Origin of the sequence: Methylomarinovum caldicuralii (assembly GCF_033126985.1) — a bacterium.
GTDB classification, from domain to species: Bacteria; Pseudomonadota; Gammaproteobacteria; order Methylococcales; family Methylothermaceae; genus Methylohalobius; species Methylohalobius caldicuralii.
This window is the reverse complement of sequence record NZ_AP024714.1, coordinates 1,936,004-1,956,668: the sequence shown is the minus strand read 5'-3', so window position 1 is coordinate 1,956,668 and position 20,665 is coordinate 1,936,004. Positions and strand designations below refer to the sequence as shown.

General features: G+C 64.9%; 19 protein-coding genes and 2 tRNA genes. 13 read left to right on the top strand and 8 right to left on the bottom strand.

The features are described 5' to 3' along the window. Positions 1–107: 107 nt before the first annotated feature. The 3 genes from MCIT9_RS09935 (at position 108) to rimO (ending at position 5,056) form a co-directional block, all read left to right on the top strand. Positions 108–2,399 (top strand): DUF255 domain-containing protein, encoded by a 2,292-nt coding sequence (locus tag MCIT9_RS09935; RefSeq protein WP_317704729.1) that lies wholly within the window; start codon positions 108–110, stop codon positions 2,397–2,399. Positions 2,400–2,512: 113 nt separating this feature from the next. Further along, positions 2,513–3,358, top strand: coding sequence for a vWA domain-containing protein (locus MCIT9_RS09930; protein ID WP_317704728.1), 846 nt, complete (start codon positions 2,513–2,515; stop codon positions 3,356–3,358). Between the two features lie 372 nt (positions 3,359–3,730). After that, a complete protein-coding gene (rimO, locus tag MCIT9_RS09925) occupies positions 3,731–5,056 on the top strand; it encodes a 30S ribosomal protein S12 methylthiotransferase RimO (protein ID WP_317704727.1) in 1,326 nt (441 codons plus the stop codon). Here the strand turns inward: rimO and MCIT9_RS09920 are convergent. The 4 genes from MCIT9_RS09920 to MCIT9_RS09905 all read right to left on the bottom strand — a co-directional run bounded on the left by MCIT9_RS09920 (position 5,026) and on the right by MCIT9_RS09905 (position 9,174). After that, positions 5,026–5,850, bottom strand: a complete 825-nt coding sequence (locus tag MCIT9_RS09920; RefSeq protein ID WP_317704726.1) for a hypothetical protein — start codon at positions 5,848–5,850, stop codon at positions 5,026–5,028. The genes rimO and MCIT9_RS09920 overlap by 31 nt on opposite strands. Positions 5,851–5,981: 131 nt before the next feature. Beyond that, positions 5,982–6,860: an NAD(P)-dependent oxidoreductase gene (locus tag MCIT9_RS09915; RefSeq protein ID WP_317706736.1), complete on the bottom strand. Its 879-nt coding sequence runs from the start codon at positions 6,858–6,860 to the stop codon at positions 5,982–5,984. An 8-nt stretch (positions 6,861–6,868) separates the two neighbouring features. Continuing rightward, positions 6,869–8,746: a biosynthetic arginine decarboxylase gene (gene speA, locus MCIT9_RS09910; RefSeq protein ID WP_317704725.1), complete on the bottom strand. Its 1,878-nt coding sequence runs from the start codon at positions 8,744–8,746 to the stop codon at positions 6,869–6,871. 5 nt (positions 8,747–8,751) lie between these two features. Then, entirely contained in the window at positions 8,752–9,174 is a 423-nt protein-coding gene (locus MCIT9_RS09905; protein ID WP_317704724.1) for a hypothetical protein, read from the bottom strand. 111 nt (positions 9,175–9,285) lie between these two features. Between MCIT9_RS09905 and MCIT9_RS09900 the strand changes: the two genes are divergently transcribed. The 10 genes from MCIT9_RS09900 (at position 9,286) to xerD (ending at position 18,155) form a co-directional block, all read left to right on the top strand. After that, on the top strand, positions 9,286–10,308 hold the full coding sequence (locus MCIT9_RS09900) for a tryptophan--tRNA ligase (RefSeq protein ID WP_317704723.1): 1,023 nt from the start codon (positions 9,286–9,288) through the stop codon (positions 10,306–10,308). A 4-nt stretch (positions 10,309–10,312) separates the two neighbouring features. Continuing rightward, complete coding sequence (locus MCIT9_RS09895) at positions 10,313–10,690, top strand: DnaJ family domain-containing protein (RefSeq protein WP_317704722.1); 378 nt, start codon at positions 10,313–10,315, stop codon at positions 10,688–10,690. Positions 10,691–10,798: 108 nt separating this feature from the next. Further along, positions 10,799–14,500: an FAD-dependent oxidoreductase gene (locus tag MCIT9_RS09890; RefSeq protein WP_317704721.1), complete on the top strand. Its 3,702-nt coding sequence runs from the start codon at positions 10,799–10,801 to the stop codon at positions 14,498–14,500. A 45-nt stretch (positions 14,501–14,545) separates the two neighbouring features. Further along, a complete protein-coding gene (rd, locus tag MCIT9_RS09885) occupies positions 14,546–14,740 on the top strand; it encodes a rubredoxin (protein WP_317704720.1) in 195 nt (64 codons plus the stop codon). Positions 14,741–14,849: 109 nt separating this feature from the next. Next, entirely contained in the window at positions 14,850–15,116 is a 267-nt protein-coding gene (rpsP, locus tag MCIT9_RS09880; protein ID WP_317704719.1) for a 30S ribosomal protein S16, read from the top strand. Further along, a complete protein-coding gene (gene rimM, locus MCIT9_RS09875; RefSeq protein ID WP_317704718.1) occupies positions 15,080–15,631 on the top strand; it encodes a ribosome maturation factor RimM in 552 nt (183 codons plus the stop codon). Before rpsP ends, rimM begins: the two co-directional genes overlap by 37 nt. 15 nt (positions 15,632–15,646) lie before the next feature. After that, on the top strand, positions 15,647–16,414 hold the full coding sequence (gene trmD, locus MCIT9_RS09870; protein WP_317704717.1) for a tRNA (guanosine(37)-N1)-methyltransferase TrmD: 768 nt from the start codon (positions 15,647–15,649) through the stop codon (positions 16,412–16,414). After that, positions 16,398–16,754, top strand: a complete 357-nt coding sequence (gene rplS, locus MCIT9_RS09865) for a 50S ribosomal protein L19 (protein ID WP_286292780.1) — start codon at positions 16,398–16,400, stop codon at positions 16,752–16,754. The genes trmD and rplS overlap by 17 nt, the downstream gene beginning before the upstream one ends. A 50-nt stretch (positions 16,755–16,804) precedes the next feature. After that, positions 16,805–17,275: a methylated-DNA--[protein]-cysteine S-methyltransferase gene (locus MCIT9_RS09860; protein ID WP_317704716.1), complete on the top strand. Its 471-nt coding sequence runs from the start codon at positions 16,805–16,807 to the stop codon at positions 17,273–17,275. Next, a complete protein-coding gene (gene xerD / locus MCIT9_RS09855; RefSeq protein ID WP_317704715.1) occupies positions 17,268–18,155 on the top strand; it encodes a site-specific tyrosine recombinase XerD in 888 nt (295 codons plus the stop codon). The genes MCIT9_RS09860 and xerD overlap by 8 nt, the downstream gene beginning before the upstream one ends. 7 nt (positions 18,156–18,162) lie before the next feature. On the opposite strand, the gene MCIT9_RS09850 is transcribed toward xerD, so the two are convergent. The 4 genes from MCIT9_RS09850 to MCIT9_RS09835 form a co-directional block, all read right to left on the bottom strand. Further along, a complete protein-coding gene (locus MCIT9_RS09850; protein WP_317704714.1) occupies positions 18,163–20,040 on the bottom strand; it encodes a SurA N-terminal domain-containing protein in 1,878 nt (625 codons plus the stop codon). A 66-nt stretch (positions 20,041–20,106) separates the two neighbouring features. After that, positions 20,107–20,183: transfer RNA gene (locus MCIT9_RS09845), tRNA-Asp, on the bottom strand. 6 nt (positions 20,184–20,189) lie between these two features. Next, a tRNA-Val gene (locus tag MCIT9_RS09840) sits at positions 20,190–20,265 on the bottom strand. A gap of 14 nt (positions 20,266–20,279) precedes the next feature. After that, a complete protein-coding gene (locus tag MCIT9_RS09835) occupies positions 20,280–20,624 on the bottom strand; it encodes an HU family DNA-binding protein (protein ID WP_317706735.1) in 345 nt (114 codons plus the stop codon). Between the last annotated feature and the right edge of the window lie 41 nt (positions 20,625–20,665).

Below are 20,665 nucleotides of genomic sequence, written 5' to 3'. Positions count from 1 at the left end.
ATAAATATGGATTTGTTCCCGCAATTGTTTCTTTTTTGTTGTGATTGTGGTGGCATTATCGGCCCTGGCGTAGAACCGCTCTTTTCCTCACCTTCGAGGCCAGTGCCATGTCCCTTCCCCACGCCGAGGGCATCACCTACCCGGCCGAACTACAGCGAAAACTGCAGGCGGCCCTCCAGGCCAAAGGGCCCGGTTACCGTCCCCGCACCCGCCACCTGAACCCCGACGGCAGCCCCCGATACACCAACCGCCTGATCCTCGAAGACTCCCCCTACCTGCTCCAGCACGCCCATAACCCGGTGGATTGGTATCCCTGGGGGCCGGAAGCCTTCGCAAAGGCCAAAAGGGAGGACAAGCCGGTCTTTCTCTCCATCGGCTACGCCACCTGCCACTGGTGCCACGTGATGGAGGAACAGAGCTTCGAGGACCCGGAAATCGCCGCCATCCTCAACCGCCGTTTCGTGCCGGTCAAGGTGGACCGGGAGCAGCGTCCCGACGTGGACGCCGCCTACATGAGCGCGGTCCAGCTGCTCACCGGCCACGGCGGCTGGCCCCTGTCGGCCTTCCTGACCCCGGACGGCAGGCTGTTCTTCGGCGGCACCTATTTCCCGCCGGGGCAATTCAAAACGTTGTTGCTGCGCGTCGCCGAGGCCTGGAAATCCCGGCGTCGGGAGATCGAGGCCCAGGCCGGCAGCGTCGCCGAGGAAGTGGCGCGGCTGCAGCAGCCGGAGGGGCAGGCGGAGATCGACGCATCCCTGGTTCATCGCGCCATCGACGAAATCGTCGCCCGCTTCGATCCCCGCCACGGGGGTTTTGGCGATGCCCCCAAGTTTCCCAACGAGCCGTGGCTGGCCCTGCTCATCGACGAACTGTGGCGCAGTGACGATCCCAAGGTGCTGGAAGTGGTGCGCAAGACCCTCGGCGCCATGGCCCGCGGCGGCCTCTGCGACCAGGTCGGCGGCGGCTTTCACCGTTACAGCACCGATGCCGCCTGGCAGGTGCCCCACTTCGAGAAGATGCTCTACAACCAGGCCCAGCTCGGCCGCATCTACACCCACGCCGCCGCGATCACCGGCGACCGCTTTTTCGAACGCACCGCCCGCCTAACCTTCGACTACGTCCTGCGGGAGCTGACTGCCCCCGGCGGCGGCTTCTATTCGGCCACCGACGCCGACAGCGAAGGGGAGGAGGGCAAGTTCTTCCTCTGGACCCCAGCCGAAATCCGCGCCGCCCTGCCGCCGGCCGATGCCGAGCTGGCCATCGAAGTCTTCGGCATCACCGAAGCCGGCAATTTCGAGGGCAAGAACGTGCTTCACCTGCCCCGGCCCCTGGCAGAAATCGCCCGGGCCAGGGGAATGACCGAAGACGAACTGCTGACCCGGCTCGACCATGTCCTCCAGCGGCTGTACCGGGTGCGGCAACGGCGGGTGCCGCCCCTGCGCGACGACAAGCTCGTCACCGCCTGGAACGGCATGATGATCGCCGCCCTGGCCGAGGCCGCCCGCCTGCTCCACGAACCCGAATACCTGCTCGCCGCCCGCCGCGCCGCCGATTTCCTGTGGAAGCACCACCGCCGCGGCGGCCGGCTGCTGCGCGCCTCCCTGCACGGCCGCGCCGGGGGCGACGGCCTGCAGGAGGACTACGCCTTCCTCGCCGAGGGCCTGCTGGCCCTCTACGACATGAGCGCCAATCCGCTCTGGCTCGACCGCGCCCGGGAGCTTGCCGCCACCATGCTGGCCGAGTTCTGGGACGGAGCGCAGGGCGGCTTCTTCATGAACCGCGGCGGGGAAGAGCCGCTGATGGTGCGGCCCAAGGACCTCTACGACAGCGCCCAGCCCTCCGGCAACGCCGCCGCCGCCCGGGTGCTGGCCCGCCTCCAGCGCCGCGCCCCCCGGCTGGAATACCGAACCCGCCTGCGCCGGCTGGCCGCCGCCCTCGGGCTTTCAGTTCGCCGCAGTCCCACGGGGTTCGCCTGGCTGCTGCTGGCCCTGCGCGAGTTCGAACAGGGCGAAACCGGCCCGGTGCAGTGGGCCGCCCGCGGCCATGTCCGTGTCAGCGGCTTTTTACAGAGAGGGAAAGGCGTGGTCTGGCTCAGGATCGCCGACGGCTGGCACCTCAACGGCCCGGAACCGGGCGAAGACCGCATCCCCACCCGCCTGACCCTGGACTCACCCGCCTGCGGCTGGCGCCTGGGGCCGATCGCCTATCCTCCGCCCTGGGGTGTCGAAATGCTTGACAGCCGCCGGCCGCTGTCGCTGTATCAGGGCCGGGTCGAGCTGCGTTTCCGGGCTAATCTCGGGCAGGGCCCGTTGCCGCTGAAGCTGCGGCTGCAGGCCTGCGATGACCGGCAGTGCCTGGCGCCGGAGGCGGTGCGGCTTCAGGTGCCGGCGGTTCCCTGAGTTTGTCAGAATTTTTTACATCCGTCCCGCAGGCAAATGCCCCGCGCCCAAGGCGCGTGCCAGTAGCCATCTCGAGTCTTGCCCTGACCCTGGCATGGGGTGGGGCGGAGGCGGTGCCTGTCGCCGCCGATGTAGTACTGATCGTCGACGAATCCGGCAGTATGGGTGGTGAACATGCCTGGATTCCAGACATGGTCTCGGCTCTGGAAAGCGCTCTGAAGAGTGCCGGAGTCGGGGCCGGTGCCGACCCCAACCGCTACGCTTTGGTGGGCTTCGGGAGCAGCAGCCATGATCAACCTGGCGGATTGGTGCAGGAGCCTCACAAGCACACGTCCGGCAGCGACGACTGGTTTGCGGCTTCTGGCTTCACCAATCTTGATACCCCGCTTGTCACAGATGGCGCCACCGAAGACGGCTGGGCCGGGATCGACTTTTTCTTCGACAACTACACCCCGCGGGCCAACGCAGCCCTGAACGTCATCCTCATCACCGACGAGGACCGCGACAACACCGATAACACTTTGAGCTTCGCCGGCATCCAGAACCAGCTGACCGGGGCCAACTCCCTTCTGAACGCCGTGGTCAACTGCAATTTTGCCGGACCTTCCGGGGCCGCCTTGGGGGTGGATTCCAAGCGCAACGCCTATATTGCCGACGGCAATGGCGGATTCACCAAGGAAGGGAACGGTAGCAAGTCAGGCTTCTGTGCTAGAACAACCTTTGATGACTATGTAAAGCTCGCCTGGAATACGGGCGGGGCCGCCTGGGATTTGCAAAAGCTCCGGGCCGGCGGGGTGACCGCTGACTCGTTCACGAAGGCTTTCGTGGACCTCAAGGTGGCCGAGATTCAGCAACAGCCGCCGATCGGTCAACCAACCGTCCCCGAACCCGCCACCCTGGCCCTGTTCGGCCTGGGTCTTGCCGGACTGGGCTTCGGCCGCCGCAAGGCTCAAGTGTAAAATTTTCTTTACACGAACCGACAGCGCCCGCCCTCCGGCGGGCGTTTTTTTGGGTGGTGCGCCCGGCATGGGTGCGCCCCTGCGGGTGGAAGTCCCGCCATGAGCGATTTTGAACAGCCGCAGGCTCTGGTCCCGAGGCGGGCCGGACGGGAAGAAGGGTTTGACGATGGTGACATTCGACACGGCAAGGCTCTTGAGCCCGGGCGACCGGGGCGAACCGAGCCGCAGGCAGGCAAGCCTGCCCGCTCCTCGTGGCCGGGGACGGATCCTGAGTGTCCGGGTCTTCCTCCTTGGGTGCATGAAAGCCAGCGGAAAATCAGGCTCACGGGGACTGCGATATAATAACCGGCTCGTTGATTTGGATCTTCGGTCATGCCTGCAACATCCCCTTCTTCCCGCATCGGCTTCGTCAGCCTCGGCTGCCCCAAGGCGCTGGTGGACAGCGAGCGCATCCTCACCCGCCTGCGGGCGGAAGGGTACGAGATTTCCCCCACTTACGACCAAGCCGACCTGGTGGTGGTCAACACCTGCGGTTTCATCGAGGAGGCGGTGGCCGAATCCCTGGAGGCCATCGGCGAGGCCCTGGACGAGCACGGCCGGGTGATCGTCACCGGCTGTCTGGGGGAGCGGGCCGACAGGATCCGGGAACGCTTTCCCGGCGTGCTGGAGGTGACCGGTGCCCACGACTACCAGGGGGTGATGGCGGCGGTCCACAAACACCTGCCGCCGGCCCACGACCCCTTCACCAGCCTGGTGCCCCCGGAGGGAATCCGGCTGACGCCGCGCCACTACGCCTATCTGAAGATCTCCGAGGGCTGCAACCACAAATGCACCTTCTGCATCATCCCCTCCCTGCGCGGGCCTTTGGCCAGCCGGCCCGTGGGCGAGATGCTGCGCGAGGCCGAGCGGCTGGTGACGGCGGGGGTGCGGGAGATCCTGGTGATCTCCCAGGACACCAGCGCCTACGGTGCCGATCTCAAGTATCGAGAGGACGACTGGCGCGGGCGCCGCTTCCAGACCCGCCTGACCGATCTGGCCCGGGGGCTGGGGGAGCTGGGGGTGTGGGTGCGGCTCCACTACGTCTATCCCTATCCCCATGTGGACGAGGTGATCCCCCTGATGGCCGAGGGAAAGATCCTGCCCTATCTGGACGTGCCGCTGCAGCACGCCAGCTCCCGGATTCTCAAGTTGATGAAGCGTCCGGCCGATGCCGAGGACACGCTGCGGCGGATCGAGGCGTGGCGGCGGGTGTGTCCTGACTTGGTGCTGCGCAGCACCTTCATCGTCGGTTTCCCGGGGGAAACCGAGGCCGAGTTCGAGCAGTTGCTGGACTTCCTGCGGGAGGCCCGGATCGACCGGGTGGGGGCGTTCACCTATTCCCCGGTGGAGGGAGCGGCCGCCAACGCGCTGCCCGATGCGGTGCCGGAGCAGGTCAAGGAGGAACGGCTGGCACGGCTGATGGCGCTGCAGGCGGAGATCAGCGCTGCAAAGCTGGCCGCACGGGTCGGCCGGGTGGAGACGGTGCTGGTGGACAAGGTCGGCGAAGAAGGCGCCATCGCCCGAAGCTATGGCGATGCCCCGGAAATCGACGGGGTGGTGGTAATCGAAGACGGCCGGGAGCTGCGCCCCGGCCGGTTCGTGAAGGTGGAGATCACCGCTTCCGGCGATCACGATCTGTGGGCGCGGCTTCTGCCCTGATACCGGGACCATCCCAGCAAGCCGAGGCCAGCGCCAAACAGAAAAGCTACTGGTGGTTCCGGAACCGGATCGACTTCGATCCAGTCGTTGGCGCAGGCCATCGTCCAGTGGACGTTGAATTTCTGTCCCCACAGCGAGGGATCGAAGACCGAAACGTCGATAGCGGTTTCAATCACATAATGATCGCCAGCGAATTTGCCTAACTGGGTGATCTCGTTGTCGTTGTAAAGGGCCTTCTGATAAACCATTCTGGCAGTTCCTTTGTGTTCCCCCGATTTGACAGTCGCCGGATGCGCGGATTTGTACGATGAGCTGCCGGATGGATCGTGGTTGTCAGGGGCGGTCCAGAGCCCGTAATTCCATTCGGTGACCTGATATATCTCGCCGGCTGAGCCCAGCCCGCCGCGGGGATTGCTCATATCTCCCAGGACCACGATGCCGTATTCGAAGCTGTCGTCGTCACCGAAATCGATGGCGATGTCGCCGGCGGGCCATTTACTGGAATACGGGCCCAACCCGGTCACGATGGCGACGTACAGCGTGCCACTGTCGAGTTCCACATAGATGGCTTCGGCATCGTAATTCTGGCCGCCATAGCCCGGGTTCAGGTAATTCGTGTTTTGATCCTCGATAGTGGACGAGGTCGTATTGCGTAGCGGCTGCCAGTCGCCGGCTTTGCCCTGGGGGGTGGCGATCCAGTCGTTCAGATCGCCATCAATTGTGATGGCCCGTACCGGCGTCTGCATCAACAAAAGCAACGCGGTCAGCCAGCGGATTATGTGATGGTGTTTCATTTGGCACTCCTAGAAATTCATCCTGAGTCTCTGAGTGCCCTCTATCCTCAAGTTTCAAATAAGCATGAATTATGCCGTCTTTACAACGCATTGGTTTGCTTGTAATTTTTTGCTGGCAAGCAAGCTGCTTGTCAATTTTTCTGACAATTCCTGTCCAGCTGAAACCACAGTCGTAACAGGGCGGAAATATCTTCTTCGTCATGACCCTCGGCCATCAGGCGGCGGTAGTCTGCCAGGGTCTTTTCGGTCAAAGGCAGCGGAACGTCCAGGTTTTGCGCCATCTCCCGGCAGATGTTGAGATCCTTGTGGTGCAGGGACAGCTTGAAGCCGGGCTCGAAGCTGCCGCGGATCATGGTCGGGCCGCGCTTTTCCAGGAACCAGTTGCCCGCCGCGCCCTTGGAGACCACGTCGATGACCTTGTCCAGATCCAGGCCCAGGGCGCGCCCGAAGGCCAGCGCCTCGCACACGGCCTGGTTGATGCCGGCGCATAGCACCTGGTTGACTGCCTTGGTGGCCTGTCCCGCACCCACGTCGCCCATGTGGGCGATGCGGCCGCCGACCGCTTCCAGCACCGGGCGGACCTTTTCCAGGGTGTCCGCATCGCCGCCCACCATGACCGCCAGGGTGCCGGCTCTGGCGCCCTCGACGCCGCCGGAAACCGGGGCGTCGAGAAAATCGCCGCCGCCGGCGCGGATCTTCGCCGCCGCCAGACGGGCGGTCTCGCTGCTGACGGTGGAGTAGTCGATCACCACCGTGCCCGGTCGCAGCCCCGGCAGCAGGGCGGCGATGCTTTCGAGCACGTCGGCGTTGGCGGAGACGCACAGGCAGACCACGTCACAGCGGCGGGCCAGATCGTCCGGATCGGCAGCTTTGGTCACGTCCAGTTCCTTCGCCAGCTCGGCCGCCTTGGCCGGGGTGCGGTTCCACACCGCGGTCAGCAGCCCGGCCCGGGCCAAGTTGCGGGCCATGGGGGCGCCCATGGCGCCGAGGCCGATGAAACCGGTTTGCAGCGTCATCTTCAGTCCTCCAGGTAGGTGTAGCCGTTGAGGCCGGAAACCAGTTCATTTTCGAAGGCGCGGCGCCGGGCCGGGGGCAGTTCGGCCTCGGCCAGTTTCTTGCGGAAGGCCCGTTGCAGGGCTTCGGGCGGAATGTGGACGTAGCGGAGCAGGTCGCAGGCCAGATCGCCCCGCAGCGGTTCTTTCAAATGCCAGTGGCCCTCTTCGTCCAGTTCCACGTTGACCGAGTGGGTGTCCCCGAACAGGTTGTGCATGTCGCCGAGGATTTCCTGGTAGGCGCCCACCAGGAAGAAACCGAGCAGATAGCGCTCGCCGGGGGCGATGGCGTGCAGGGCCAGGGTGGTCTCGACGCTCTGGCGGTCCACGTAGCGGTTCAGGGTGCCGTCGGAATCGCAGGTCAGGTCCATGATGCGGCCGCGGCGCGTTGGCGGCTCGTCCAGGCGCTGCAGCGGCACCACCGGGAAGATCTGGCCGATGGCCCAGGCGTCGGGCAGGGACTGGAACACCGAGAAGTTGCAGAAGACCTTGTCGGCGAGGCGGTCGTTGAGATGGTCGAGGAGGTCGCGGTGGGCGCGCAGGTGGATGTCGAGGCGTTCGCGCACCCGGCGGGCGACGATCTGGCTGAGTTGTTCGGCCTCGGCCAGCTGGGCCAGGGTGAGCTTGCCCTGGGTATAGAGGGTGCGGGCCTCCTGGAGGTCGAACCAGGCGTCGTGGAAGGTGGCCACCGGACCGTCGTGGTCGAGGCGGTCGAGGGCGCGGCGCAGGTCCGCCAGCACCGCCGGGGTGTCGTCGGTGGCCGGTGGCGGCGTGGCGGGAACCGTCTCCACCTCAGTGACGTCGGTGATCAGCACCGCGTGATGGGCGGTCAGTGACCGGCCCGATTCGGTGACGAGATCGGGATGGGGCAGATCCGCCTCGGCGCAGATCTCGGCGAAAGCGCGCACCAGGGTGTGGGCGTATTCCTCCAGGGTGTAGTTGACCGAGCAGAAGTCGTTGGAGCGCGTGCCTTCGTAGTCGACCCCCAAGCCGCCGCCGCCATCGACACAGGTGACGGGAACGCCGAGACGGCGCAGCTCGGCATAGTAACGCCCGGCCTCGCGCAAGGCCTTCTTGAGCTCGTGGATGTCGGTGACCTGGGAGCCGACGTGGAAATGCATCAGGGTGAGCCAGTCCAGGCGGCCGTGGCTTTGCAACGTTTCCACCAGGGCCAGCACCCCGGCGGGGGGCAGTCCGAACTTGGCCTTCTCGCCGCCGCTGTTCTGCCATTTGCCGGAGGTGACCGAAGCCAGCCGCAGCCGCACCCCCAGACGCGGTTCGATGCCCAGGGCCTCGCTCTCGGCCAGGATCAGGTCCAGCTCGGAGGACTTTTCCACCACGATGTGCATGTCCAGTCCCAGCTGGCGGCCGATGAGGGCCAGGCGGACGTAGGCGCGGTCCTTGTAGCCGTTGCAGATGACCCGCGTGCCCCGGGGGGCCAGCGCCAGCAGGGCCAGCAGCTCCGGTTTGCTGCCGGCCTCGAGGCCGATGCGGGGGACGGGGGCGTGGAGGATCGCCTCCACCACGCTGCGCTGCTGGTTGACCTTGATGGGATAGACCGGCGTGTAGGTTCCCCCATAGCCGTATTCGCCGCAGGCGGCGGCGAAGGCTTGCGACAGCCGTACCACCCGGTCGCGGAGGATGTCGGTGAAGCGTACCAGCACCGGCAGGGCCAGTCCCTCGCGCTCAGCGGCGGCGGCCACCTCCGCCAGGGGGATCTCGCCTCGGGCCGGATCGCGCCAGGGACGGGCGGTCAGGCGACCCTTGGCGTCGATGTCGAAATAGCCGTCGCTCCAGTGGGGGAGGGCGTAGGTCTCGCTCGTGTCCCGCAGGCTCCAGCCCATGGGCCTCAGGGCAGGTATTTGATCGCCGCGACCACCAGGCCGCCGACGGTGAGGGTGGTGGCGAAGGACCAGCGCATGAAGCGTTCGAAGCGGGCTTCCCAGCTTTCCATGTGCCGCTCCAGCGAATCCATGCGGGTTTCCATGAGCTCCATGCGCTTCTCCATGAGCTCCATGCGGTTTTCCATGAGCGCCATCCGCTTCTCGATTTGCTCGAAGCGCTTCTCGACCTGTTCGAAACGCTGTTCCATCAGCCGGAAGCCGTGCTCCATCAGCTCCCGTTGATGCTTGAGCTCCTCTTCCAGACGCACCAGCCGTTCGCGCAGTTCCAGGTCGTGCCTCACGGTGGCCTGAACCGGGGAGATCCGGGCATCGACTTCTTCGCGGATCAGCTTGCGGATCTGTTCGAGGTCTTCGTGAGCGAGCGCCATGGTGGTGACAGCGTTGAACGTTGGAGCGATTATATCAGACCGCAGGACAGGGGATTCGTGCGCTGCGGGCGGCGGTTATAATAGGCCGGATCGTTTGCAACCGAGGCCATCATGACCGACACACGCGAAAAGGAAATCGTTCTCACCGGCATCACCACCACCGGCACCCCCCACCTGGGCAACTACGTGGGCGCCATCCGGCCGGCTATCGAGGCCAGCCGTGATCCCAACGTCAAGCCGTTCTATTTCCTCGCCGACTACCATGCCCTGATCAAATGCCAGGAACCGGCGCGGATCAAACAGTCCACCCTGGAGATCGCCGCCACCTGGTTGGCGCTGGGGCTCGACACCGACAATGCGGTGTTCTACCGCCAGTCGGACGTGCCGGAGATCACCGAGCTGGCCTGGATTCTCAGCTGCGTCACCGCCAAGGGGCTGATGAACCGGGCCCACGCCTACAAGGCGGCGGTGCAGGAGAACTTAGACAAGGGGGAGAAGGACCCGGACAAGGGTATCACCATGGGGCTGTACTGCTACCCGATCCTCATGGCCGCCGATATCCTGCTGTTCAAGGCCAACAAGGTCCCGGTGGGAAAGGACCAGATCCAGCACATCGAGATGGCCCGCGACATCGCTGCCCGTTTCAATCACATCTACGGCCGCTATTTCGTGCTGCCCGAGGCGGTGATCCAGGAGGAAACCGCGGTGCTGCTGGGACTGGACGGGCGCAAGATGAGCAAAAGCTACGACAACACCATTCCGATCTTCGCCCGGGAAAAGCGCCTGCGCAAACTGATCATGAAGATCAAGACCAACTCCCTGCCGCCGGAGGCGCCCAAGGACCCGGACACCTGCACCCTGTTCAGCATCTACCAGGCCTTCGCCACCAAGGAGGAGGTCGAGGCGCTGCGCAAACGCTACCAGGAAGGCATTGCCTGGGGCGAGATGAAACAGCTGCTGTTCGAATATATCAACGCGCACATCAAGGATGCCCGGGCTCGCTATGAGGCGCTGATCCAGCATCCGGAGCGGATCGAGCAGGTGCTGCGTCAGGGCGGCGAGCGGGCGCGGGAAGTGGCCCGGCCCTTCATGCGCGAGATCCGCGAGGCGGTGGGCATCGCGCCGCTGGCCTGAGGCTATGCGATTCTGGGATCGGCTCGCCGAGGAGCGCATTCAGGAGGCCATGGCCCAGGGTGCGTTCGACGACCTTCCCGGTGCCGGAAAGCCGCTGCCGGAGGATGATTTGCCCGGAGTGCCGCCGGAATTGCGCATGGCCTACCGGATCCTCAAGAACGCCGGTTACGTCCCGGAGGAAGTGCAGCTGCGGCGTGAGATCGCCGATGTCCACCGGCTGCTGGCCGAGGGACTGGCCAGTGAATCCCTCGCCACCGACGCCCGCCGCCGCCTGAAGCTGCTCCTGCAACGGCTCGGGGAGCTGCGCGGGGGCAATCTGCTGTTGCAGGAGCGTTATCTGCAGGCGCTGGCCGAGCGCCTGGGCAACGAAGGTGAACGTTGAATTTCAGTACCGCCGGAGCCGCTGGCTGGTCTACGCGTTATAATTGATTGTTTGATCAGCGCCCTCCATCCTTGTGGGGCGGTTCCATAACCGACTTGAAGGAGTGACATGGCAGAACACGCAAGCTGGCAGCTGGGCATCGAAGGCTTCACCTACGCCGATCTCTACGACCCCCACCGTCTCAAGGATCTCGCCGCCGCCTTCGACCGTCACGTGGAGGCGCGCGATCCGGGACTGCTGCGCGAGTTCGACGAATACCGTGCCTGTCGGGGGGAGGGCATGGCACCGGAGCAGGTTTCCGACCTGCTGGTGCGCATGGCTCCTTACCTGGGGGGTTTCGTCGCCCGCCTGTTCCACATCGAGGACGCCCGCAGGCGGCAGATGGAAAAGGTGGTGGAAGAGGTGCGCACCGTGCTGCGCTACCGCGATGCCATCGTCACCAAAGCCGCGCCCAAGCGCTTCAAGCGCGAGAAACCGGAGAACTGGGACGTCGCCGCCCTCCGGGACCGTTTCCAGGCGTTGCTGGAGGCCCTGGGCGACGACCTGAAAGACCGCGAGCGGGTCGTGGCCGGGCTGGCGCTCCAGCTTCAGGATCTGAGCGAGGAAGCGGCGCGGCTGGCGGAAAGCGGTGATCTCAGCCCGCTGGAAGATCAGGTCGCCGTCCTGCGCCGGCGTCTCCAATCCCATCCCGGGGCTGCGCGCCTGTTCGCCGAAGAATTGCGACAGGAAGATGCGGCTTTGATCGAGTCGCTCCACGATCTGGTGCTGCGCTGGACCTTCGCCGCCACCCGTCATCCCGAACTGCAACGGGAAGTGGCCGGCTGGATCAGCTTCCGGACCCCGGCCCGCACCGACGTCAACCATCTGGTCCCCCACGCGCTGGTGGACAAGGGGGCCTATCAAGCCTGGGCCACGCCAGAAGGCCATTATCGCCGCCGCGATGGCTTCCACCTTACCGACAACCGCTACCGCAACCTGCGTCCGGTGCTCTACGAGGTGGACCACTGCATCTACTGCCACGAGCGCGACACCGATTCCTGCGCCAAGGGGATGCGCGACAAGAAGAAGGGCGGTTACAAGACCGGCCCCTTCGGCAACCCGGTCACCGGCTGCCCGCTGGGGGAGAAGATCTCCGAGATGCACTGGGTCAAGCGCCAGGGGGACGACATCGGCGCCCTGGCCCTGATCATGGTGGACAACCCCATGTGCCCCGGCACCGGCCACCGCATCTGCAACGAGTGCATGAAGGGCTGCATCTACCAGAAGACCGAGCCGGTCAATATCCCCGAGATCGAGACCAACGTCCTCACCGACGTCCTCCACCTGCCCTACGGTTTCGAGATCTACGACCTGTTGACCCGCTGGAACCCGCTCAACGTCAGGCGTCCCTACCAGCTGCCCTACAACGGCAAGAACGTGCTGGTGGTGGGGATGGGGCCGGCCGGCTACACCCTGGCCCACTATCTGGCCAACGAGGGCTTCGGGGTGGTCGGTGTCGACGGCCTCAAGATCGAGCCCTTGCCTAGGGAATTGGTGGGGGATCTGGAAACCCCGCCGCAGCCGATCGAGAACTTCGATACGCTCTACGAGGACCTGGCCGACCGGGTGATGCTCGGCTTCGGCGGGGTGGCCGAGTACGGCATCACCGTGCGCTGGGACAAAAACTTCCTCAAGGTGATCTACCTGAGCCTGGCGCGGCGCCGCACCTTCCGCTGCTACGGCGGGGTGCGCTTCGGCGGCACCCTGACCATCAACGAGGCCTGGGATCTGGGCTTCGACCACATCGCCATCGCTGCCGGGGCCGGCAAGCCTACCATCATCCCCCTCAAGAACAATCTCATCCGCGGCATCCGCAAGGCCTCCGATTTCCTCATGGCGCTGCAGCTGTCCGGGGCGGCCAAGTTCTCCTCCCTGGCCAACCTGCAGGTGCGCCTGCCGGCGGGGGTCATCGGCGGGGGGCTGACCGCCATCGACACCGCTACCGAGCTGATGGCCTACTATCCGGTGCAGGTGGAGAAGATCCTGCAGCGCTACGAAAAGCTGGTGGCAGAGCGGGGCGAGGAGGCCGTGCGCGGCTGTTACGACGCCGAGGAGCTGCAAATCCTCGACGAGTTCCTGGAGCACGGCCGCGCCGTCCGCGCCGAGCGTGAGCGCGCCGAGGCCGAAGGCAGGCAACCGGATTTCCTGCCGCTGCTGAACCGGTGGGGCGGGGTGACGGTGTTCTACCGCCGCGGCATGCGCAATTCGCCCGCCTACCGCGAGAACCACGAGGAAATCCGCGAGGCCCTGGAGGAGGGCATCCTCCTGGCCGAGGGCATGAGCCCCCTGGAGGCGGTGCCGGACCAGTACGGTCATCTCAAGGCAGTCAAGTTCCAGAAGATGGCCGAGGTCGACGGCCGCTGGCAGGCCACCGACGAGGTGGTGGAAGTGCCGCTGCGTACCCTGATGGTCGCCGCCGGCACCTCGCCCAACACCCTGTACGAGGAGGAGCATCCCGGCACCTTCGAGATGCAGGGCAGGTTCTACAAACCCTTCGTGCCCGAATGGGTCGATCACGTTCCGGCTCTCAAACCGGTGGAAGACGATTTCCTCTGGCCCAAGATCAGTCGGCCAGCGCCCTTCACCTCCTACCAGCGTTACGGCAAGTTCATCACCTTCTACGGCGACAACAATCCGATCTACGCCGGCAACGTGGTGCGGGCGATGGCCTCGGCCAAAGACAGCTATCCCCATATCGTGCGCCTGTTCCAGGGTGAGCTGGAAACGCTCGATCCAGCCGCCCAGCCCGAGCGCGACCGGGCCTGGGCCGGGTTCCGCGCCAAGCTGGACGATCTCCTCCTGGCCCACATCGTCGAGGTCATCCGCCTGACCCCCAACATCGTCGAGATCGTGGTCAAGGCGCCGATGGCGGCCAAGCATTTCGCTCCGGGGCAGTTCTACCGCATCCAGAACTTCGAGTCCCAGGCGCCGCTGCGCCACGGCACCCGTCTGGCGTCCGAGGGCCTGGCCCTGACCGGCGCCTGGGTGGACAAGGAACGGGGCATCGTGTCCCTGATCGTGCTGGAGATGGGCAGCTCCTCCAAGCTCTGCGGTCTGTGGCAGCCGGGCGATTCCCTGGTGGTGATGGGGGTGACCGGCGCCCCCACCGAGATCCCCTCCGGGCGCACGGTGCTGCTGGTGGGCGGTGGCCTGGGCAACGCGGTGCTGTTCTCCATCGGCAAGGCCCTGAAGGCGGCGGGCAACCAAGTGCTGTACTTCGCCGGTTACCGCAGGTCTTCTGACGTGTTCAAGGTGCGGGAGATCGAGGAGGCCTCCGACGTCATCGTCTGGGCGGTGGACGACCTTCCCGGCAACGAGCCGATCCGGCCCACCCGGCCCCAGGACAAAACCTTCAAGGGCAACATCGTCGAGGCCATGCTGGCTTACGCCAAGGGCGATCTGGGACCGACGCCGATCCACTTCGACGACGTGGATCATCTGATCGTCATCGGTTCCGACCGCATGATGAAGGCGGTCAAGGAGGCCCGCTACGGGGTCCTGGCCCCGTACCTGAAGCGGCAGCACAGCGCCATCGGCTCCATCAACTCGCCGATGCAGTGCATGCTCAAGGGCGTCTGCGGCCAGTGCCTGTGCCGCCACGTGGACCCGGAAACCGGCAGGGAATACTTCGTCTATTCCTGCTACAACCAGGATCAGGAGCTGGATCGGGTGGACTTCGACCACCTCCACGCCCGCCTGCGCCAGAACACGGTGCAGGAGAAGCTCACCGACCTGTGGCTGGATTATGTGCTGGAGAACCCGGCCGGCTGAACCGGGTCGAAGAATGTTTGTTCACAACGAGCGAGTGAAGTGGTTATGAATAGCGAGGTGACCCTGCAAGTGGAATACAAGAAATACGTCTGTGTGGTCTGCGGCTACATCTATGACGAATCCGAAGGCGACCCCGACAGCGGCCTGCCGCCGGGAACCCGTTTCGAGGACATTCCCGACGACTGGGTCTGCCCGGAATGCGGCGTGACCAAGGACGATTTCGAGCCTCTGGAGGAGTAAGTCTCAGAAAAGGCTTAACTTATCCGGGAAAATCGTTAAAATACGCCGATTGACCTGGGACTTGACAGTTTGATTCAACCTTCGGAACTAACGGGAGAGACAGCGATTTATGGTGACGATTCGTCTGGCGCGCGGCGGCGCGAAGAAACGGCCCTTCTACCACGTGGTGGTGGCTGACAAGCGGGCCAAGCGCGACGGCCGCAACATCGAGCGGCTCGGCTATTTCAACCCACTGGCCGAGGGCGGAGACGACCGCCTGCGGCTGGATATGGAACGGCTGGCGTACTGGCAGAACCAGGGCGCGCAGCTGACCGACCGGGTCAAGAGCCTGCTCAAGGAATGGCGCAAGATGCAAAGCGCCCAGCAGGAGGCTTGAGGGCGGCAGCGGATCGGGAGATCCTCCTCGGAGAGATCTCCGGTGTATTCGGTGTGCGCGGGTGGGTGAAGGTCTATTCCCACACCCAGCCGCGCGAAAACATTTTGTCCTATTCCCCCTGGCGCCTGCGCCACCGCGGTGAAACCCGCCAGGTCAGGCTGCTGGAGGGGCGGTGCCAGGGAAAGACGGTGGTGGCCCGCCTCGAGGGTGTCGAGAGCCGCGAACAGGCCGAAGCCCTGCGCGGGGCCGGGGTTTTCGTGACCCGCAGCCAGCTGCCGCCGTTGCCGGCAGGTGAATACTACTGGCACGACCTCATCGGCCTGGAAGTGCGGGATGTGGAAGGCCGGGTGCTCGGGCGGGTGATCCGCCTGATGGAAACCGGCGCCAACGACGTCCTGGTTCTGGAAGGGCCGGAAGGCCGGGAGATCCTGGTTCCCTGGATTCGCGATCGAGTCATCCGCCGGGTGGACCTGGAAGCCGGCGTGATCGAGGTGGACTGGGATCCGGATTACTGAGCCGGAAGCGGACCGATGCGTTTCGACGTCGTCACCCTGTTTCCGCAGATGATCGTGGAGGCGAGCCGCTACGGGGTGACCGGGCGGGCGCTGGAGCGGGGCCAGGCGGAACTGGTGACTTGGAATCCGCGCGATTTCACCCGCGACCGCCACCGCACCGTGGACGACCGTCCCTACGGAGGCGGTCCAGGGATGGTGATGAAGGCCGAGCCGCTGCGGGCGGCCATCCGCGCGGCGCGGGAAGCCGACGCCAGGCCAGCCCGGGTGGTCTACCTTTCGCCTCAGGGGCGGAAGCTGGATCAGGCCGCCGTCGAGACCTTCTCCCGGCGGGCACGGATGATCCTGGTGGCCGGGCGGTACGAGGGAGTAGACGAGCGCCTGGTGGAAAGCGAGATCGACGAGGAATGGTCGATCGGCGACTATGTCCTCTCCGGCGGCGAGCTGGCGGCGCTGGTGGTGATCGATGCGGTGACCCGCCTGCTGCCGGGGGTGCTGCACCACGAGGAGTCGGCGCGGCAGGATTCGCACGTGGCGGGGTTGCTGGATCATCCCCACTACACCCGCCCGGAGGAGATCGACGGCCGGCGGGTGCCGCAGGTATTGCTCAGCGGCGACCACCAGGCCATCGCCCGCTGGCGTCTCAAGCAGGCCCTGGGCCGGACCTGGCTGCGGCGGCCTGACCTGCTGGCGCGCCTGGAACTGGACGAAACCCGGCGGCAGCTTTTGGAAGAATTCAAGACAGAGATGACAACTCAAGGGGACGACGATGAGCAACATCATTGAACAACTGGAACAGGAACAGCGCGAGAAGCTGGGCAACAAACCGATTCCCGAATTCGGTCCCGGCGACACCGTGGTGGTGCAGGTCAAGGTGAAGGAAGGCAACCGGGAGCGGCTGCAGGCCTTCGAAGGAGTGGTGATCGCCAAACGCAACCGTGGCCTCAATTCTGCCTTCACAGTACGCAAGGTCTCCCACGGCGAAGGGGTCGAGCGGGTCTTCCCGCTCTACAGCCCGCTGGTGCAGGAAATCAGCGTCAAGCGCCGCGGTAAGGTGCGCCGCGCCAAGCTGTACTACCTGCGCGAACGGCGCGGCAAGGCGGCCCGCATCAAGGAAAAGATCTGAAAGCCGGCTCGCAGGTGAAAACGGGTGCCTCAGGCGCCCGTTTTTCGTAAGTGACGGCCTTTCTTCTCCGGACTCCCAGCGGTCTGCTGCAAGTCCAGGTGGAGGGCGGTGCCGTGACCGGCCTGTCGTGGCGGCCGCAGGCGGACTGCAGGGAAAGGGCGGTGGATACCGCTTCGGTTCATCGCATCCTGCAGGGGCTGCGGTATTATTTCGAAACCGATCCCGCCTGCCGTTTCGACTTTCCCCTGCGGCTTACCGGAACCCCCTTTCAGCACCGGGTCTGGGGCACGCTGCTGGGCATCCCCGCCGGCCAGGTGCGCACCTACGGCGCGTTGGCCGCGCAGCTGCGGACTTCGCCCCGGGCGGTGGCGGCCGCCTGCCGGGCCAACCCCTGTCCGGTGGTGGTGCCCTGCCACCGGGTGGTCGCCGCCACCGGGCCGGGGGGCTATTGTGGCGCCACGCGGGGTCCGCACCTTAAAATCAAGAAATGGTTGCTTGCACACGAGGGCTGGCATGGCTGAAGACAATGCGGCACTGATCCAGCGTTTCGTCGATGCCCTGTGGCTGGAGGAGGGGCTGAGCGCCAACACCCTGGCGGCCTACCGCAGCGACCTGAAGCGGTTCGCCGCCTGGCTCGACAAGCCCTTGCCCGAGGCGGGCCAGGGCGACATCGCCGCCTATCTGGGCCAGCGTCTCCACGACGGCGCCAGCCGCCGGACCAGCGCCCGCCTGTTGTCGAGCCTGCGCAAGTTCTACCGCTATCTGGTGCGCGAACGTCTGCTGGAGGCCGATCCCTGTTCCGGGATCGAATCTCCCTATCTGGGGCGCAGCCTGCCGGCTTCCCTGAGCGAGGCTGAAGTGGAGCGGCTGCTGGAGGCGCAGGACGTGACCGATCCCCTGGGACTTCGGGATCGCTGTATGCTGGAAGTCCTGTATGCCACGGGACTGCGGGTGTCGGAACTGACCGGACTGCGTTTCGAGCAGATGGATCTGCAGCAGGGGCTGGTGCGCGTCTTCGGCAAGGGCAGCAAGGAGCGGCTGGTGCCGCTGGGGGAGGAGGCGCTGGCCTGGCTGGTGCGATATCTGCAGGAGGGGCGGCCGCTGATCCTCAGGGGGCGGTCGGCGGAGGCGGTATTCGTCACCCACCGCGGCGGGGCCATGACCCGCCAGGCCTTCTGGCAGCTGATCAAGCGCTACGCCCGCAAGGCCGGCATCGACAAACCCTTGTCACCCCATACCCTGCGCCATGCCTTCGCCACCCACCTGCTCGACCACGGAGCCGATCTGCGGGTGGTGCAGCTGCTGTTGGGCCACAGCAGCCTGTCCACCACCCAGATCTATACCCATGTGGCCCAGGCGCGCCTGAAGGCGCTGCACGAGCGTTTCCATCCCCGGGGCTAGCCTGGAGTCATTCCTGGTCTTGCGGCCAGTGGATGCGGATCTTGGTCTGGTCGCGCAGCTGCTGCAGGTATTCCTTGAAGGTCAGAAGGCCGAACAGGCGGGCCAGATTGGTCCGCAGCGCCTTTTTCTCCTGCGGGGACAGCGCGGCATAATTTCCCGGCTGCACTTCGACGACCTGGATAAGCGCCTGGCGGCCGTCGGGCAGGGCAGCGCTGACGAACACGGGCCTGTCGCCGGGTTTGGGGGCTTTGAACACGGTTTCCATGACCGGGGCCAGCTCAGCCGGTGGGGCGCTGCGGGTAAGGCTGGCGGTCTTCACCTTCGTCTGGGTCTGGGCGGCCAGTTGCGCCAGGGTTTCCCCCTGCTGCAGCCGCGCCAGCCAGTCCTTGGCCTGCTGCGCCAGCTGCTGGCGGGCCTTTTGGCGTTTCAGTTCGGTGACGATCCGGTCGCGCACCTTTTCCAAAGGCAGTGACTGGGCCGGTTGGTGTTCCTTGACCCGCAGGACCACGACGGTGCCGTCGTCCAGTTCGACAGGCTCGCTGTTGTTGCCTTCGAGCACCTCCGCGCTGAAGGCGGTGGCGCGTACTTTGGAATTGGCAGCGATGCCTTCCCCTTGATCGCGGGTGAACGGGGGCGTGGTCTGGATCTTCAGTCCCAGGGCTTCTGCGGCCGGTTCCAGGCTCTGGGGGTTCTCGTAGGCGAGCTGGGCCAGTTGCTCTCCCAACTCATAGAACTTGGCTTCCGCCTTCTGGCGCTTGATCGCCTGGGCGATTTCGTCCTTGACCACTTCGAAGGGCTTGACCCTGGCCAGCTTGATCTCAGTCACCTGGATCAGGTGATAACCGAAGGGGGTTTCCACCGGTTCGGAAATCTCCCCCTTGGGCAGGGAGAAAGCGGCCTGCTCGAAATTCTTCTCCATCAGCCCCTTGCGCACGAAGCCCAGATCCCCGCCTTTGGCCTTGGAGCCGGGATCATCGGAAACTTCCTTGGCCACGTGCACGAAATCCTCACCCTGAAGCAACCGTTGGCGTACGGCCTTGGCCTTCTCCAGGGCCTGTTGTTTCTCCTCCGGAGAAGCATCCTGTTTGACTGCGATCAGGATGTGGCGGATGCGGCGTTCTTCCGGGGTGGTGAAGGCCTGTTGCTGCTCCTCGTAGTACTGGCGCAGTTCATCCTCTGTGGGCTGGATGGTCCTGGCGATGTCGTCGATGGACAGCTTGACGTATTCGACCGCCACCTTCTCGGGGGTTTGGAACTGGTCGCGGTGGGCGTTGTAATAGGCCTGGATCTCGGCGTCGCCGACCTCGATCCCTTCCTCGGGCAATGGCAGGATCAGATAGGCGATTTTGCGCTGTTGATTCTGCAGCTGATAGAAGCGCTTCGCCTCGGCTTCGGTGGCGAAGGCGGAGTCGGTGATGCTGCGGCGCAGCTGTTCCATCAGCAGGGTGCGGCGCACCTGAGCGACGAAGGCGGTGGTGGTCAGGCCCTGGCCGGCCAGCAGGCGCTGGTATTTTTCCTCGTCAAAGCGGCCGTCGGTCTGGAAGAAGGGCAGGTTGCGGATGAACTGGGCCACCTGGGCGTCGCTGACCGCCAGTTTTTTCTCCACCGCGGCCTGGAACAGCACCTCGTCGTCGATGAGGCGTTCGAGGGCCTGTTTTTTCAGTTCTTCCTCCGGATACTGATCGGCGAAGCGGGCGTACTGGTTCTCGTACAGGCGCAGGAGGTCGCGCTCGAAGAACTCCCGGTCGCCGACCACGGCGATGGGTTTCTCCCGGCCGGTGTCGAAGTAGTTCTGAATACCCCAGAGGGCGAAGGGGACGATGATGAGAATCAGGATGATCCAGGTAAAGATGCCCTGGGCGCGGTCTCGGATCGTTTGCAGCATCGGTGAATCCTTGGTTCCAAACGACGGATACAAAAAACCCCGCGGTTAAGCGGGGCTTGAAGAATATGGCGGAGCGGACGGGACTCGAACCCGCGACCCCCGGCGTGACAGGCCGGTATTCTAACCAGCTGAACTACCGCTCCGGGAACTGGTGGGTGCTGCAGGGATTGAACCTGCGACCCTCGCCTTGTAAGGGCGATGCTCTCCCAGCTGAGCTAAGCACCCCCTCAACGAGTTAATTATTGTACTGCATCTTTCAGCGTTTTGCCAGGCTTAAATGCAGGAATTTTTGCCGCCTTGATGACCATCGGCTCACCGGTGCGCGGATTGCGGCCCTGACGCTCGGCCCGCTCCTTGATGGTGAAGGTGCCGAAGCCGATCAGGGTGACGCTGTCCCCCTTCTTCAGCGCTTCGGTGACGGTGTCGATGAAGGCGTCCACGGCACGGGCGGCGTCGGCCTTGGTCAGATTGGCCTTGTCGGCAACGGCGTCGATCAATTCGGATTTGTTCATGGATCCCCCTTGAGATGAAAATTTAGCGAACGATTGCGTGCGATCAGCGGTAGGGCTTGCGCTGCCGAGGATTTATAGCAGCCTGCCCATAGCCCGTCAAGCATGGACCCGCA